The organism is Pelagicoccus sp. SDUM812002, from assembly GCF_031127835.1.
Taxonomy (GTDB): domain Bacteria; phylum Verrucomicrobiota; class Verrucomicrobiia; order Opitutales; family Opitutaceae; genus Pelagicoccus.
Map to the genome: position 1 here is coordinate 1 of NZ_JARXHX010000011.1, position 13351 is coordinate 13351.

Here is a 13351-nt window from a genome sequence, read left to right on the forward strand (position 1 = left end):
GCTGCATCACAGTGACCGCGGGAGCACCTACACCGCGAAAGCCTACATGGAAACCTTGGAGAAGGTCGATGCGATCTCGAGCATGAGCCGAAAAGGCGACTGCTATGACAACGCGGCGATGGAGTCCTTCTTCGGCACTCTCAAGGCAGAATGGATCTGCTCGAAACAATATTCGGACTTAGCGCAATGCCGGTGCGATATATTTGAATACATAGAAGGCTTCTACAATACGCGAAGGATCCATACGTCCATCGGTATGTCACCGAAGCGTAAGCTCGAAGATCCTACCGGCGAACCTTCCCGCAAGGCTCTTCGGCCTACGGCCTCATCCCCTTGCGGGAAGGTTGCTCTGGACACTCAACCTGAATCAACCAATAACCTAAACAGTAGAAACTAAGAGCTGGACTACTGTCCAACGAAGCGAGGCAAGCTCACTCCGCCCCGGTAGCTCGCGATTTAAGACAGCTTCCCACGCGGCACCCTCAAATATTCGAACCCGAGCTGGACAGAACAGATCGATACGTTTTTCCCGCTTGAAGACCTTAGCCTTCACCTCCACTGACTCCGCATTAGGATTCTGTAGTTCTGGCTCCAATACACGTTTATAACTCTTCTGCCCTACCTCGGCCTCACTACGCGTCACCGAGACTTCGCCTATACTCAATTCCAGATACTGGTGAGCGACCCTCTCTCCAAGTTCATTGCTCGGTACGAAATCGACAAAATCATGCGGCGGATGCGACTCCAGCTCGGCGACGAGCACTGACATCATGCTAAGCGGGTTGAGGCTATGCCCCTGAGCCTGAACTGGATCGATTCCCACCAAAAGCGTCCCCGCCAGGCGAGCCTCCTGTGCCTTTCCACGCAGATCGTCTCTTTCTCCCGCAAAACGAATGGCAGCTAAATAGTGATCGTAGGCGTCTCGCGCTTTGTATAAATCGCCTTCCTGCATCAGTGCATCCGCAAAACGGATACGGTCCTTAGCCGCGCTCGCCCGAGCCGATTCGATCTCGGAGTGATAATAGACTACCTCGATCCCCTCACGCCCTACAAAGGGTGTCAAGGCCGCTCGCGAGGATAAACCTTGCAGCACCTCGTAAGCCGCCAGAGCCCGCTCCCACCGAAACGGGTCGCTCGCGTTCTCCAACGCCTGCTGGGCCCTACCCAACCACTCAGTCCGGGCCTGTGGATAGGCCCGCAGAAATATGGCAGCTGCCTTCTCGTTCTCAGGCTTCCGGGCCAGTCGATCCGCCGACACGCGAGCCGCCTCTGCGAAATCCCCTTGCTTGAACGCCGACTCCCCCGTCTCGCAGCCAGAGAGAAGGAGAAGCCCACAAAATAGTAACAGGTAGAGGTAAAAGTGCTTCAAACGAGAAAGGGGTTCATTGTTCAGTGGTTACAGGCGGAGCTAGATGTTAGCCACGTCATGAGACGCTTCAAGTCACTAAGCTATTCATTATCGTGTCTTTCTAAAACCACCCCTTGAAAAGAGCTTTTCTCGACTAAATTGGCGAATCGAAAATCAGGACAGATGCGACCAACAAGGTGCGCAAAATAGAGTACGCTACGATCGCCCACTTCAAGGCAAAGACAGTCTACCTAACCTCAAGAGCTCGATAAAAACCGAGACCATGCATCGAACCAAATGTAACAACTAGGCCCCGTCATCAAAGGCCTCGAGTCCTTTCGCCTCATATTTTTCATCAACTAACTTTCGGGCAGCGATTCAGCTCATACTTGCTTTTTGGATACGCGTCAAGGTGTATGCAAAACATGCGAGATACACTGGTTTTTCGATAAAGTAGTTTGAGCAGACACCGATTTAAGCGCTGTCGCTGCGAAAACCGCAGCGACCAAAATTCAAAAAGATGTCTACTATGGGAACTCAGCTCAGAAGAGTCGCGCTCGCGGCTATTCTCTTAAGCTTGGCTTCTCTCACTCGCTTAGCCGCGGAAACCTTAGTGTCTACAGACGGCAACGTCTACGAAGGAACCATCGACTACGCGAACGAGAAAGAAGTCACACTCAAAACCAGCGAGGGCGGTTTCGTCTCCGCTGCTATCGCCGATCTCGATTCGGATAGCTCTTCCACAGTCCAAAGATGGATGGAAGAAAATCCTGAATTGTGTGACGTGTATTCAACATGGGATCAAAAGCCTAGTGTCGTAAGAAGTCGCGTGGCTGTGACGCCTCCGCAGCTTAACGCTCCCGGCTTCAAGGGACTCGTCAGCCTCCAGGTGATCTTGGACGAAACGGGTAAAGTGAGCCACGCTGCCGTGTCTAAATCTACGCACGACGAACTCGAAGACGCTGCTGTTGAAGCCATGCGGAAATGGTCGTTCAAGCCCGCTCAAGTGGCCGGCAAGAACGTCAAGGCCCGCATCGCGATCAGCTTCAAATTCGAAGCTTAGATCCCTCGCTTAAAACAAATCGAAAACAAACCGAGAAGAGCTTCTGCGAGCTCTTCTCGGTGAGCGGTTACCAGCGTTTATTCACGCGCTCGCATCATTGCCAGGATATCGTACCCAAGTTTTCGATACAAAGCAGTTTTCCTAGCTCGATTTTTGAGAGTAGAGCCATCTGGGGCAATCAGTCAATTTCCAGGTCAGCGATCCGCCAACGCTTGTTCTTGAATATCACCCTAGCCTTGAATTCTCCCCTCACGCCAGAAAGCGTTTCAATTCCTCCCTCTAGCTCCACACTCGTTCCTAGAAGCCCTTTTCGAATCTCGTAACCATAGAGCGAGTTGGAAATTGATAGATACTGGGAAAGCAGGTTCTGCTCACGGCGGTACAAGCGCTGCGTATCATAAGCAGCACGACGGGCATTGTCATCATAAGACTCCAACAAACCCGCCCCTCTTTGCGCATTGTTGTCCGCACCCGCTTGCAAGTAGTGATCGACTGCGTTGATCGCTCCCTCAACCACCTCCCTTTCGGAAACCGCAAACAGTACTGGCCCAAGGATAGATAGGAGTAGGCCGAGCAGTGGATAACGGAAAAGGCGGTGGATTTGCATAACCGTGAGAACGAGAACCGAAGATTTCGCGGATGGCGAAATGCTAAATAAGAGTAAGGCGCGCCGCGCCAACCAAGCCTAGCTCAAAGAGCAACAGTCGGGGAATCCCCGACGAATTCCGTCAAGCCACAACGGAAACCTCGCATGCTAAGTAATCGATACGCTTTCAGATTCCGTGTTCGCGATTTCGACTTGGGAATGTAGCGGAGCCCGTGAGCGACTGTTTCTCGTCTCCCCTAACACAAGCGCATTCAGCGCTAGCCTCCATTCGCCCACCTAATAATTACCCTTTTGTATTTTATTCACTGTATTAGAGTGCGTGCCGGTCCACAGTGGACCGCATGGTTTCAGATCTGTCTACCACTACGCTGCCCAAGCTCATCCAGGGCGGCATGGGCATCGCAATTTCCAGCTGGAAACTCGCTCGCGCCGTCGCAAGCCGCGGTCAGCTGGGAGTCGTCTCCGGTACCGCAATCGATCGCGTCATCGCATGCAGGCTCCAGGAAGGTGACCAAGACGGGAGCATCCGGCAAGCAGCGGAGTCGTTTCCCGACCAAGGTCTCGCCGCCCGTGTCCTCCAGCGCTGGTTCAAGCCGGAAGGGCTCGACCGGCCCGGCGCTTATAAGCCGGTTCCCCTCTTCAGCATCAGCCCACCGAAGTCCCTGCTCGAGCTCGCAACCTTCGCCTCGTTCTGCGAAGTTTGGCTCGCCAAGCACAAGGCCTCAGGCCCGGTGGGCATCAATCTGCTCGAGAAAATCCAAGCTCCGACATTGCCGATACTCTATGGAGCCCTTCTAGCAGGCGTCGACACGGTCCTTATGGGAGCCGGCATACCTCGTGATATTCCAGGCCTCATGGACCAGCTGTGCCAGCACGAGCCCTGCGATCTGCGGCTCACTGTCGAAAATGGTGAGGACGTCGCCATCCCCTTCGACCCCAGCATCGTCGAGGCCGACCTTCCCACCCTCGAGCGTCCCAAGTTTCTCGCCATTATCAGTTCCCACGTTCTCGCAATGTCGCTCGCCCGATCTGGCGGGGTAGACGGGTTCGTAGTGGAGGGTCCCATCGCTGGCGGTCACAATGCAGGTCCACGGGGCTGGAAAGTAGAGAGCGGCGAAGACCCAACCTACGGTCCCAAGGACGAAGTCAACCTCGACCGCATCAAAGCCCTCGGCCTTCCCTTCTGGCTCGCCGGTGGCAAGGACGCATCCAGTTCAATCGCAGAAGCCGAAGAGCTCGGAGCTCAAGGCATCCAAGTCGGCACCGCTTTTGCATTCTGTTCGGAATCCGGCATGGAGCCCACGCTCCGACGCCGGGCTATCGCCTACGCACTCGCTGAAGATTTGGAAACGCGCACCGAAGGTCGCGGCTCCCCCACCGGGTATCCCTTCAAGACCCTTAACCTGAACGGCACCGAAGGCGGACGCGACGCTAGCGAGCGCGAGCGCCAAGCTTGTAACCATGGCTACCTGCGCACCGCTTACCAAAAACCTGACGGTACCATCGGCTGGCGCTGCGCCGCCGAACCTGAAGCCGACTACGCGCGAAAAGGTGGCGATCCAGCGGACTGCGCAGGACGACGTTGCTTGTGTAATGGACTTTTGGCGACGGCGGGGTTTCCCCATGCGATGAAAAGCGGAGGCATCGAGTATCCCCTTGTCACCTCCGGTATCATGCGCGACTTACCTCGTTTCCTGAGTGGCAAGTCCGATTACAGTGCCGATGACGTCCTTGACGAATTGGGTATCGAAAAGTCCGCAAAACCAGAACTCCCGATACGGCTAACCCACGAAGTTCAAAACGGGCCAGCCTACAGAGCATAACAAAAATAGGCTGGTCTTTGCGACGATCACGTCATCGGCTAGTCGTCCATGGCTCGCCCCTTTACATGCTTTCTATTCGCTTTGCTCGCAGCAGCGCTCTTCTTGGTTTCTGCAAAGCCAGCTCACCCTCGCACCCCTAGCAGACGCGCTGTCGAAAAAGCTTTTCTCGAGGAAAACGCGACAAAGCCTGGAATCATCAGTACTGGGTCCGGGCTGCAGTACGAGGTGCTGAGGGAGGGTTCAGGTAGCCACTTCCCGAAGTGGCGTGACACCGTAAGTATCCACCTGAAAGGTACGCTGTTAGATGGGACCGTATTCGAGAGTACCTTACATCGCGATCAACCCATATCAACGAAACTAAGCAAGTTGATCGAAGGTTGCGAAGAAGCGATCAAGCTAATGAACGTGGGAGACAGGTACCGTTTCTACATTCCCAGTAAACTCGGGTACGGGAGCGCCAGACAGGGAGATATACCTCCCTACTCCGTCTTGATCTTCGAAATCGAGCTCTTCGAGATAGTGGGCAAGCAGTGAGACAAACCTAGGAGCGCCGTATCTGTATAACAGATACAACCCCTGCCACTAATACGAGCGGAAGGCAACTCATCAAGAGCACCGGCCAGCCAAAGCTATAGAGAAACCAACCTGCAGAAAGCGCCACTACGGCCTGGCAACCGAATACCGTAAAGTCATTCGCGGCCTGAGCCTTGTAGCGTTCATTCCCCTGGTACGCCATCGGCAGCAAGGCGGTACCGCTGGCGAAGAGAAAATTCCAGCCAACGCCGAGCAGAATCAACGCTGCCCAGAAATGGACCAGCTCCTGTCCCTGCAGGCCAATCACCAAAACAATCGCGTAAGCGATCGTGCCCGATAACATCAGCTTGCCTGGACCAAATCGCTTCATCAACCATCCCGAAAACAGGCTCGGCAAAAACATGGCGATGATATGACCTTGGATCACTCGCTTCGTATCCGATAGGCTAAATCCACACACTTCGTGCATCGTGATCGGAGTCGCCGTCATGATAAAACTCATCACCGCGTAGCTCAGGGCAGCTGCTGAGACAGCTATCAGAAAAGCGGGTGACTTGACGATGTTTCGCAGCGACCGATCTGCGACTAAACTCGTTTCGAACCTCCGTTCGGGCTCCTTAAAAAACGAGAAAAGCACGATCGCTAACACCAACACACCACTTAGAAGGGCGAAGGATCCGGCAAACCCATGGGGAGATGCGAAGAGGTCCCGCCCCGAGGCCCCGATTTCCGGTCCGAGGTAAGCCGCCACCAATCCTCCCGTCATGAAAGCTGACAAGGCTGGACCGTAATTGGCCGGATCCTTCACGCTCTCCAACGCGGCGAATCGAAACTGTTGACCGAAAGCGGACGCAACTCCCATGCAATAGGATGAACCCAGCAAAAAAGGGAACGAAGCCGAACGCGCTGCGAGGAAACCCAGCAAGCAAGCGAGCAAGCCAAAACTAAACCCAACAAAACCTCCTTTCTTGCGGCCCCAACGCTTCATTACGAAGGCCACCGGAATCGTCGAAGATGCCGTCCCCACAACCACCAAGGCTATCGGCAAAGTCACCCAAGATTCGTCCGGAGCGATCTTGGCCGCCAGTAAGCTGCTGACTAAGATCATCATCGGAACCATAGACATTGCCAAAGATTGGCTAGCAGCGAGGATCCATACATTCGCCGGAAGAGACTTTAAGGAGTCGAAATTCATTCGACCTCAAATAATCGGGACCAACTCCGGACTGCGAGGATGATTGTAAATCTACCACAAATGCTTGCAAAAGCGATATTCCTACATATGTAGTACTTTATGTTCTTAAAAGCAATCATTTGGGGCCTGCTCCTTTGTGGTGTCGCTATTCTCGGAAACGAAACGCAACAGAGATACCTCGCTGCCAAGCTCAACGCAGAGCATTACCAAGACACCCCACTTGGTATCCATAAATCCGGCACGATTCTAAAGTTCACTGCCAAGGCCGAATTCGAGTTCCCCCTCCTACCCGCGATCACCGCCGCCTACGAAAACGGATTTTCCGACTCACTCATCCACTACCTATCGCATCATCACCAGAAAGTCGTCTCCTACTGGGAAACGCCACCTGAGCTAAGGTTCGAGCTGGACCGGCTCACCAATCGACTCATCAAGGAACGCGTCTTCACCGTCGTAGAACCGATCACTGGACAGAGACACGACAGATTCCAAATCCTTCCAGAGTCCGAAGAATATTACTTCGCTTACGCCTACGAGAACGGCAACACGTTCTACGAGGAAGAGAAATACGATTCGTACAGCTACCCGATCTGCGGACTCATGCTTGCACACATAGATTTCGCTATATACTTCGAAGAAACACCTATCGGAGTCATGTACTCTTGCGACCACTGGAACCAAGCACCCACTGCTCCAGAACTTACCGTAGCCCTGGACAAAGCCGAGCCAGACCTCTCCACAGACTTCCTACGAATCCTAGCTAATCCAGACCCGACCGTTTACTAGGCTTGTATCCACTATTTGGTTATACGTAATTCATCACGCTTGCTCGCAGACGAGCTATCTGAGAGCTTTGGAATTGTGACCCGACTCTCTAACACCCCAAAGCTGGTACGAACCCGCCTAGCGTTCCTCGCTATCATCACTGTGATCCTCGGGCTCCTCTCCCGACTTTATCCGATCGCTGGCAACTACCCAGGCGACGCACTTTGGGCTACCTTAGTATATTTTCTCTGGACCTTCCTCCTACCGCGTCGGCCCTATCTCCTCCACCTCCTTTTGGCCGCCACCACAGCAGTTTGCGTCGAATTCGCCCAACTCTACCAGGCGCCATGGATTGACAGCCTTCGCCAAACCTTGCCCGGCAGGCTCGTCCTCGGTTCCGGTTTCGATCCCAAAGACCTTGTCGCCTACGCGATCGGTTGCTTCCTCGGATCGCTCTGTGTGCGGGTCGTTATCCCGAAGTAGTTCAGGATCCTCGTCCTGAATACGAAAAGGCCGCGAACTGGATAATATTGTTCGCACAAAAGAACGGCTTGTTTCGACTTCCAAGATTTGCACAGATGGCTACATTCGGTGGAGTTTTAGTGCCCCCCCCAGACCATGAGATCGACTATAATTACAAGGCAAGGCCTCCTCCTTACCCTAATCCTAGGCACAGTATTGCACGCGCATGCTAAAACAGCCGTTCCCGATGGCGGTGTGAGCATTATTCCTAGTAACGCCATCACCAGCTTTTTCTGGCCAGGCAACTTCAACAATAGCCCCGTTGCTTCCGCAGAGGTCGTTTCCGCCGACCATCCCGACTTCAACGAAGCGCTGCGCGTCACCGTGAGTAACCCAGCCGGGCAATACTGGAATGGAGCGCTTCAGATCAACAGCACCGCTGCTGTTTCTCAGGGGGACGTTATCTTCGTTCGCGCCTTCTTTCGCTCCATCGAATCGAAGGACGAATCTGGGGTCGGTTTCGCAACCGTATTCCCACAAGGCCCAGAGCCCGACTACACGAAGTACTTTCAGCGCGAGATCACTGCCGGAAAGAACTGGGTCGAGTACATGTTTCCCTTTGAAATGTCCGAGAACCGTCCCATCGGCACGCTCTCCTTGCAAATCGGCGCTGGAGCCGGATCCAAAACGCAAATCTGGGAAATTGGCGGAATCGAAATGCTCAATTTTGGAAACTCCCTCGAAGTAGCGGACCTCCCCATCACTCGTCCTACCTACGCCGGACGCGATCCGGACGCTAGCTGGAGAATCGCAGCCGCGGAGCGCATCGAACAGCACCGCAAAGGAAATTTCAGCATCCAGGTATTGGATACAGATGGATCGCCCCTCCCCGATGCGGAAGTGAGCGTCGAGTTCGTACGTCACGCCTACCACTTCGGTTCGGTCATCGTCGCCCATCGCCTCTTTAGCGACGCTCCGGACGACATCCTCTACCGGGAGAAATTCCTCGACCTTTTCAACCAAAGCGGACCGGAGAACGACTTGAAATGGGCACCCTGGGCTGGCGAATGGGGGAACCTCTACAGCTCCCAACAAACCATCAACGCTATGCAGTGGCTGCAAGACCGCGGAATCTACACCCGCGGTCACGTCATGGTTTGGCCTTCCAAGCGCAACCTGCCGAACCTCATGCAAGAGTACCTTCCCGAAGGTGATCCCGCCAACGCCGATCCCGCCGCTAAGCAAGTCGTGCTGGATCACATCGACGACATTGCCAGTCGCACCGAAGCTGTAATCGAGGAGTGGGATGTGCTCAACGAGCCCTACGATAACTTCTACCTCATGGAGGCTTTCGGCGACGAAGTGATGCTCGATTGGTTCGAACGCGCTCGAGCCAACCTCCCCCAACATGGGCTCTTCATCAATGACTACAGCATACTCTCTGGAGGCGGTCGCGACTTCGCGCACCAACAGCATTTCGAAGACACCATAGAGTATTTGGTTTCCAACGACGCCCCTGTCACGGGCATCGGTATGCAAGGTCACTTCAGCGCCTCACCTACTGGAATCGAGCTTGTCTACAGCATCCTCGAGCGCTTCCACAATGCGTTCCCCGAGCTCGATATTCGCGTTACCGAATTCGACGTGAGTACCGAGGACGAAGAAATGCAGGCTGACTACACGCGAGACTTTCTGACGATCATGTTTAGCCATCCTGCCACCTTAGGCGTACAGGCGTGGGGCTTCTGGGAAAACGCCCATTGGAGGCCAGCCGCCGCTATGTACACCGCCGACTGGCGAGAAAAACCAAACGCTGTCGCTTGGCGGGAGCTCACTCAAGAAACGTGGTGGAACGACTTCTCCGGCACGACCAACTCAAACGGAGAGTTTTCTGCGCATGGATTTTACGGCGACTATCAAGTAACCGTGACGCAGGGTTCAAAAGTTCAGCAATTCCCCCTCCCTCTCCGGAAAGGGGGCGCCAATCAAGTCCAGGTCTTACTCGGAATTCCCCATCCACGTACTCCTAGCGACCTGAGAGCGAGCAGCGCGGCGACCGGACCTGTAGTTGAATTTCCTGACACAGAGGAAGGTGCCTATTATCTGGAAGCCTCCGAAGATCTCAAAAAGTGGTCGACTCTGCATAAAATCAAAGCAACATCCGCTGATGTCCTCTACCGCATGCCGTTGCCCGACGACGGCGTCGTGTTCTACCGCCTCGCTAAAGACTGATTACCACTCATTGCTTTCAGAGTTGAGCAGTTCGAGTAATCCCTTTTAAGTGCCGACAAATCCTCATTCCTCAAAATCCAACCTTATAAAAATATGGATCCAAAGACTCGTGGCATCATCGCCTACATTACGCTCATCGGCTGGGTCATAGCCCTCGTGACCAATACCCCGAAAGACGAACAAACGTCTTTCCACATCCGGCAAATGCTCGGAATCATGCTCATCGGACTCGCCTCGAGCATGCTGACAGTAATTCCCATTCTGGGCCTTATCATCTGGCCGCTTGGCACTATCGCTGCATTCGTCTTGTGGGTCATCGGGCTCATTAGCGCCATCGAAGGTTCCCGCAAGCCCGTGCCCTTTATTGGAGAACACTTCCAAGACTGGTTCAAGGGGCTCTAGCTCGAAGGCCTAAAAACGACTCCTTTTCAACCATGGCCCCGCCCGCGCCCTTTCGCGTAGCGGGGCTTTTTCGTACCCAAGTCGCGAGACGCCTTTTCGTTACTCAAATCCTAACGATCGGTGTTGCGGGTGGTGCGTTTCGCAACATCCTTCGCCTTTAATCTTCCTCAAAAAACTAAATAAATCTCCTCACTATGGCACAAGAAGATCCTGCAACTACCAGCGTCGCCTCAGAAGTCGCTGAAACTACCTCCGTATTCCTCGGCATCGACATAAATGGAATCGGAGAAACCCTCACGGAGAAAGTTTCCGTGTACGGCCTCAGCCTCCTCGCTGCGATCGTCATCTTCGTGGTCGGTCGCCTCGTCGCGAACCTCATCACCAAGGGACTGCGCGGGGTGATGGAGCGACGCAAAATCGACCCGTCTCTCGTCGGTTTTGCCACCGGACTCTCCCACGCGTTGTTGATGACCTTCGTCATCATCGCAGCCCTCAGCCGTGTCGGCATCCAAACCACTTCCCTCGTCGCCATAATCGGCGCTGCCGGACTCGCAGTCGGACTCGCCTTGCAAGGCTCCCTCTCGAACTTCGCAGCTGGCGTGCTTATCATCATTTTCAAACCCTATCGCGTGGGTGACTACGTGGTGGCGAGCGGAGCGGAGGGAGTCGTCGAGGACATTGGAATATTCACCACCACCGTCGTCACCCTCGACCACCGTACCCAAATCATTCCAAACTCTGTAGCCACTAGCGGAGTCATTGAAAACTATACCAAGAAAGGTATCCGCAGATTGGATATAGTACCTGGAGTCAGTTACGGAGACGACATTCGCAAGGTGAAGAAGGTGCTTGAGGAAATCATAGCCGCCGAGCCACGGGTACTCGCCGAACCGAAGCCCTTCGTGGGAGTCGCAGCGATGGCAGACAGCTCCGTCAACTTCGCATTTCGCCCTTGGGTAAAAGTCGAAGACTACTGGGACCTCTTCTTCCACTTCAACGAGCAAATAAAGATTCGTTTCGATGAGGAAGACATCACTATCCCATTCCCACAGCGCGACGTTCACCTCTTCGAACAGAAGTAGGCGAAGCTTCACGCAAAGAAAAAATTCGCATCGACGCGGGCGCGAGTTCAAGCTCCGTCCGCGTTTGGCGTATCAACTGGTGGGCTCTCGACCCAGTTGAAATAATCCAAGCCATTTTACGTGGGCGTACTTATAGCGCCCTATTCATTAGCTAATACCCACCGATCCGTAGCAATAGATAATGGAACCACCCGTTAGTTTTGAAGAACCATACTAACCTACTATGAAACACATCTTACAGAAACTAGTCCTCTCACTCGCGTTGGCCACCGCTTCCACTCTGGCCGCCGCAGAACTCGAAATCACTGGAAACGACACTATGCGTTTCAACGTGACGGAACTCGAAACGACCGTCGGCGAAGAAACGACCGTGACTTTCAAAAACGTCGGCACGCTTCCTAAAGCAGCTATGGGCCACAACTTCGTCGTTCTGAAACCAGGCACCGACCTCGCCTCGTTCGGCAACGCCGCCATCGCCGCGGCAGGGAACGACTATATTCCCACCGAGGAAACGTTCGCACAGCAAGTCATAGCCCACACGAAGGTGCTGGGGCCGGGCGAAAGTGACTCCGTTAGCTTCACCATAGCAGAGCCGGGCGAGTACCCGTTCATCTGCTCCTTTCCTGGACACTGGGCCATTATGAAAGGCGTGTTGCAGGTGAAGTGAGGAAACGGCCTTGCCTCACCTCCATACAGTTTCCCTTACAATCGACTTCGGCCTGCTCGTTCTTATTTGGATCGTGCAGGCCGTCATCTATCCAAATTTCCACTACCTAGAAGCGAAAGCGTTCGAGCAACGTCACCGGAGATACACCAGGGCGATGGGCTTTATCGCAGCTCCTTTGATGATTGCTCAGCTTTCAGCGACGAGCACCCTGCTTTTCGATTCCCCGACGGACTTATTTCGTCTCCTCCATTTCACGCTCGTCGCTTTCACATGGATCACGACTTTCTTGGTTTCCGTGCCTCTTCACAACAAGCTACACATGGGAGGAAGGCGCCAAGAAATAATCAGCAAGCTTGTATCCACTAATTGGGCTCGTACTGCGGCATGGACAACTATCTTTGGAATCAGCCTTGCCGACCTCGCGAAACGATGAACCAACATCCCGCCTTCGGTCAAACCGATCACCGGCCTTGGGCTCCGCCCGAACGGCCTTGGGTTCTCCAGCAGGAGTGGCTCAACTTGCTCTTCATCCATTGGGAAATCGCCGTGGAGGACCTGCGGTCGCTCATTCCCAATGAATTGGAAATCGATACCTACGACGGACGTGCCTGGCTCGCCGTCGTGCCTTTCTCCATGCGGGGTGTCGCCCCGCGAGCCTGCCCCAAGCCGCGAGCCATCAGCGACTTTCCCGAAATCAATATCCGTACCTATGTCATTAAGGACGGCAAACCGGGTGTCTGGTTCTTCAGCCTTGATATTCCGCATCGGCTCCCCGTTTGGATCGCCCGACGCTTTTTCCATCTGCCGTATTTTCTCTCGGAGATGTCGGTCGAAACCCGAGGCGAGAAGACATGCTACCGCTCCGTTCGCAGCGACCGCAGCTTCGACGCAAGCTACCACGGTCTCGAACCGCACGCGGCCATCGCAGGCAGTTTCGATCTTTGGGCAACTGAGCGCTACTGCTTCTACGCCGAAAGCAAGAAAGGGGATCTTTACCGGGCCGAAGTCCAGCACCCGAAATGGCCCCTTATGACCGCCCGCTGCGAGGTCCATAAAAACAGCATGCTCGACGCGTTCCCAGTGGGAGAACAGCACCCGAGCATTCTTTTTAGTAAGAGCCTTTCCGTTGTCGCTTGGTGGCCACGACGGATCGGCTAGAGTATAGACGTTT

At 54.2% G+C, this 13351-nt stretch carries 15 protein-coding genes; 12 read left to right on the plus strand and 3 right to left on the minus strand.

Going from position 1 to position 13351, the window contains the following annotated elements; translation table 11 throughout:
* Nucleotides 1-397: integrase core domain-containing protein (locus tag QEH53_RS15495; protein WP_309024126.1), on the plus strand; the 397-nt coding region annotated here is incomplete at its 5' end.
* On the opposite strand, the gene QEH53_RS15500 is transcribed toward QEH53_RS15495, so the two are convergent.
* Nucleotides 380-1369 (minus strand): hypothetical protein, encoded by a 990-nt coding sequence (locus QEH53_RS15500; RefSeq protein WP_309024127.1) that lies wholly within the window; start codon nucleotides 1367-1369, stop codon nucleotides 380-382. The two genes, QEH53_RS15495 and QEH53_RS15500, sit on opposite strands and share 18 nt — an antisense overlap.
* Before the next feature lie 499 nt (nucleotides 1370-1868).
* On the opposite strand from QEH53_RS15500, the gene QEH53_RS15505 reads away from it, so the two are divergent.
* Nucleotides 1869-2411, plus strand: coding sequence for an energy transducer TonB (locus tag QEH53_RS15505; RefSeq protein ID WP_309024128.1), 543 nt, complete (start codon nucleotides 1869-1871; stop codon nucleotides 2409-2411).
* Nucleotides 2412-2589: 178 nt separating this feature from the next.
* Here the strand turns inward: QEH53_RS15505 and QEH53_RS15510 are convergent, their stop codons facing one another.
* Entirely contained in the window at nucleotides 2590-3018 is a 429-nt protein-coding gene (locus QEH53_RS15510; RefSeq protein WP_309024129.1) for a hypothetical protein, read from the minus strand.
* A 341-nt stretch (nucleotides 3019-3359) separates the two neighbouring features.
* Between QEH53_RS15510 and QEH53_RS15515 the strand changes: the two genes are divergently transcribed.
* Both QEH53_RS15515 and QEH53_RS15520 read left to right on the plus strand, forming a co-directional pair.
* A complete protein-coding gene (locus tag QEH53_RS15515) occupies nucleotides 3360-4841 on the plus strand; it encodes a nitronate monooxygenase (RefSeq protein WP_309024130.1) in 1482 nt (493 codons plus the stop codon).
* A 48-nt stretch (nucleotides 4842-4889) separates the two neighbouring features.
* Nucleotides 4890-5375 (plus strand): FKBP-type peptidyl-prolyl cis-trans isomerase, encoded by a 486-nt coding sequence (locus QEH53_RS15520; protein ID WP_309024131.1) that lies wholly within the window; start codon nucleotides 4890-4892, stop codon nucleotides 5373-5375.
* A gap of 7 nt (nucleotides 5376-5382) precedes the next feature.
* Here the strand turns inward: QEH53_RS15520 and QEH53_RS15525 are convergent, their stop codons facing one another.
* Nucleotides 5383-6570 carry an MFS transporter gene (locus QEH53_RS15525; RefSeq protein WP_309024132.1) on the minus strand — a complete coding sequence of 396 codons (1188 nt, stop codon included), beginning with the start codon at nucleotides 6568-6570 and terminating at the stop codon, nucleotides 5383-5385.
* A 99-nt stretch (nucleotides 6571-6669) separates the two neighbouring features.
* Here QEH53_RS15525 and QEH53_RS15530 point away from each other — a divergent pair, with 99 nt between their 5' ends.
* From QEH53_RS15530 to QEH53_RS15565, 8 genes are all read left to right on the plus strand, one after another.
* Nucleotides 6670-7356: a hypothetical protein gene (locus QEH53_RS15530; protein WP_309024133.1), complete on the plus strand. Its 687-nt coding sequence runs from the start codon at nucleotides 6670-6672 to the stop codon at nucleotides 7354-7356.
* A gap of 75 nt (nucleotides 7357-7431) precedes the next feature.
* The gene (locus tag QEH53_RS15535; protein ID WP_309024134.1) at nucleotides 7432-7818 is read left to right on the plus strand and encodes a DUF2809 domain-containing protein; all 387 of its coding nucleotides are present in this window, start codon (nucleotides 7432-7434) and stop codon (nucleotides 7816-7818) included.
* Nucleotides 7819-7953: 135 nt separating this feature from the next.
* Nucleotides 7954-10029: an endo-1,4-beta-xylanase gene (locus QEH53_RS15540; RefSeq protein ID WP_309024135.1), complete on the plus strand. Its 2076-nt coding sequence runs from the start codon at nucleotides 7954-7956 to the stop codon at nucleotides 10027-10029.
* 93 nt (nucleotides 10030-10122) lie between these two features.
* The gene (locus tag QEH53_RS15545) at nucleotides 10123-10431 is read left to right on the plus strand and encodes a hypothetical protein (RefSeq protein ID WP_309024136.1); all 309 of its coding nucleotides are present in this window, start codon (nucleotides 10123-10125) and stop codon (nucleotides 10429-10431) included.
* A gap of 194 nt (nucleotides 10432-10625) precedes the next feature.
* Nucleotides 10626-11513, plus strand: a complete 888-nt coding sequence (locus tag QEH53_RS15550) for a mechanosensitive ion channel domain-containing protein (protein WP_309024137.1) — start codon at nucleotides 10626-10628, stop codon at nucleotides 11511-11513.
* A 223-nt stretch (nucleotides 11514-11736) separates the two neighbouring features.
* Nucleotides 11737-12180 carry a plastocyanin/azurin family copper-binding protein gene (locus QEH53_RS15555; protein ID WP_309024138.1) on the plus strand — a complete coding sequence of 148 codons (444 nt, stop codon included), beginning with the start codon at nucleotides 11737-11739 and terminating at the stop codon, nucleotides 12178-12180.
* Between the two features lie 10 nt (nucleotides 12181-12190).
* The gene (locus QEH53_RS15560; protein WP_309024139.1) at nucleotides 12191-12613 is read left to right on the plus strand and encodes a hypothetical protein; all 423 of its coding nucleotides are present in this window, start codon (nucleotides 12191-12193) and stop codon (nucleotides 12611-12613) included.
* Complete coding sequence (locus QEH53_RS15565; RefSeq protein WP_309024140.1) at nucleotides 12610-13338, plus strand: DUF2071 domain-containing protein; 729 nt, start codon at nucleotides 12610-12612, stop codon at nucleotides 13336-13338. Before QEH53_RS15560 ends, QEH53_RS15565 begins: the two co-directional genes overlap by 4 nt.
* Nucleotides 13339-13351: the final 13 nt, after the last annotated feature.

Excerpts from the sequence above, each read along its gene's own strand:
- QEH53_RS15505 (WP_309024128.1), top strand. The coding sequence starts at position 1,869 with ATGTCTACTATGGGAACTCAGCTCAGAAGAGTCGCGCTCGCGGCTATT.
- QEH53_RS15510 (WP_309024129.1), bottom strand. The coding sequence starts at position 3,018 with ATGCAAATCCACCGCCTTTTCCGTTATCCACTGCTCGGCCTACTCCTA.
- QEH53_RS15515 (WP_309024130.1), top strand. The coding sequence starts at position 3,360 with ATGGTTTCAGATCTGTCTACCACTACGCTGCCCAAGCTCATCCAGGGC.
- QEH53_RS15520 (WP_309024131.1), top strand. The coding sequence starts at position 4,890 with ATGGCTCGCCCCTTTACATGCTTTCTATTCGCTTTGCTCGCAGCAGCG.
- QEH53_RS15525 (WP_309024132.1), bottom strand. The coding sequence starts at position 6,570 with ATGAATTTCGACTCCTTAAAGTCTCTTCCGGCGAATGTATGGATCCTC.
- QEH53_RS15530 (WP_309024133.1), top strand. The coding sequence starts at position 6,670 with ATGTTCTTAAAAGCAATCATTTGGGGCCTGCTCCTTTGTGGTGTCGCT.
- QEH53_RS15540 (WP_309024135.1), top strand. The coding sequence starts at position 7,954 with ATGAGATCGACTATAATTACAAGGCAAGGCCTCCTCCTTACCCTAATC.
- QEH53_RS15545 (WP_309024136.1), top strand. The coding sequence starts at position 10,123 with ATGGATCCAAAGACTCGTGGCATCATCGCCTACATTACGCTCATCGGC.
- QEH53_RS15550 (WP_309024137.1), top strand. The coding sequence starts at position 10,626 with ATGGCACAAGAAGATCCTGCAACTACCAGCGTCGCCTCAGAAGTCGCT.
- QEH53_RS15555 (WP_309024138.1), top strand. The coding sequence starts at position 11,737 with ATGAAACACATCTTACAGAAACTAGTCCTCTCACTCGCGTTGGCCACC.
- QEH53_RS15565 (WP_309024140.1), top strand. The coding sequence starts at position 12,610 with ATGAACCAACATCCCGCCTTCGGTCAAACCGATCACCGGCCTTGGGCT.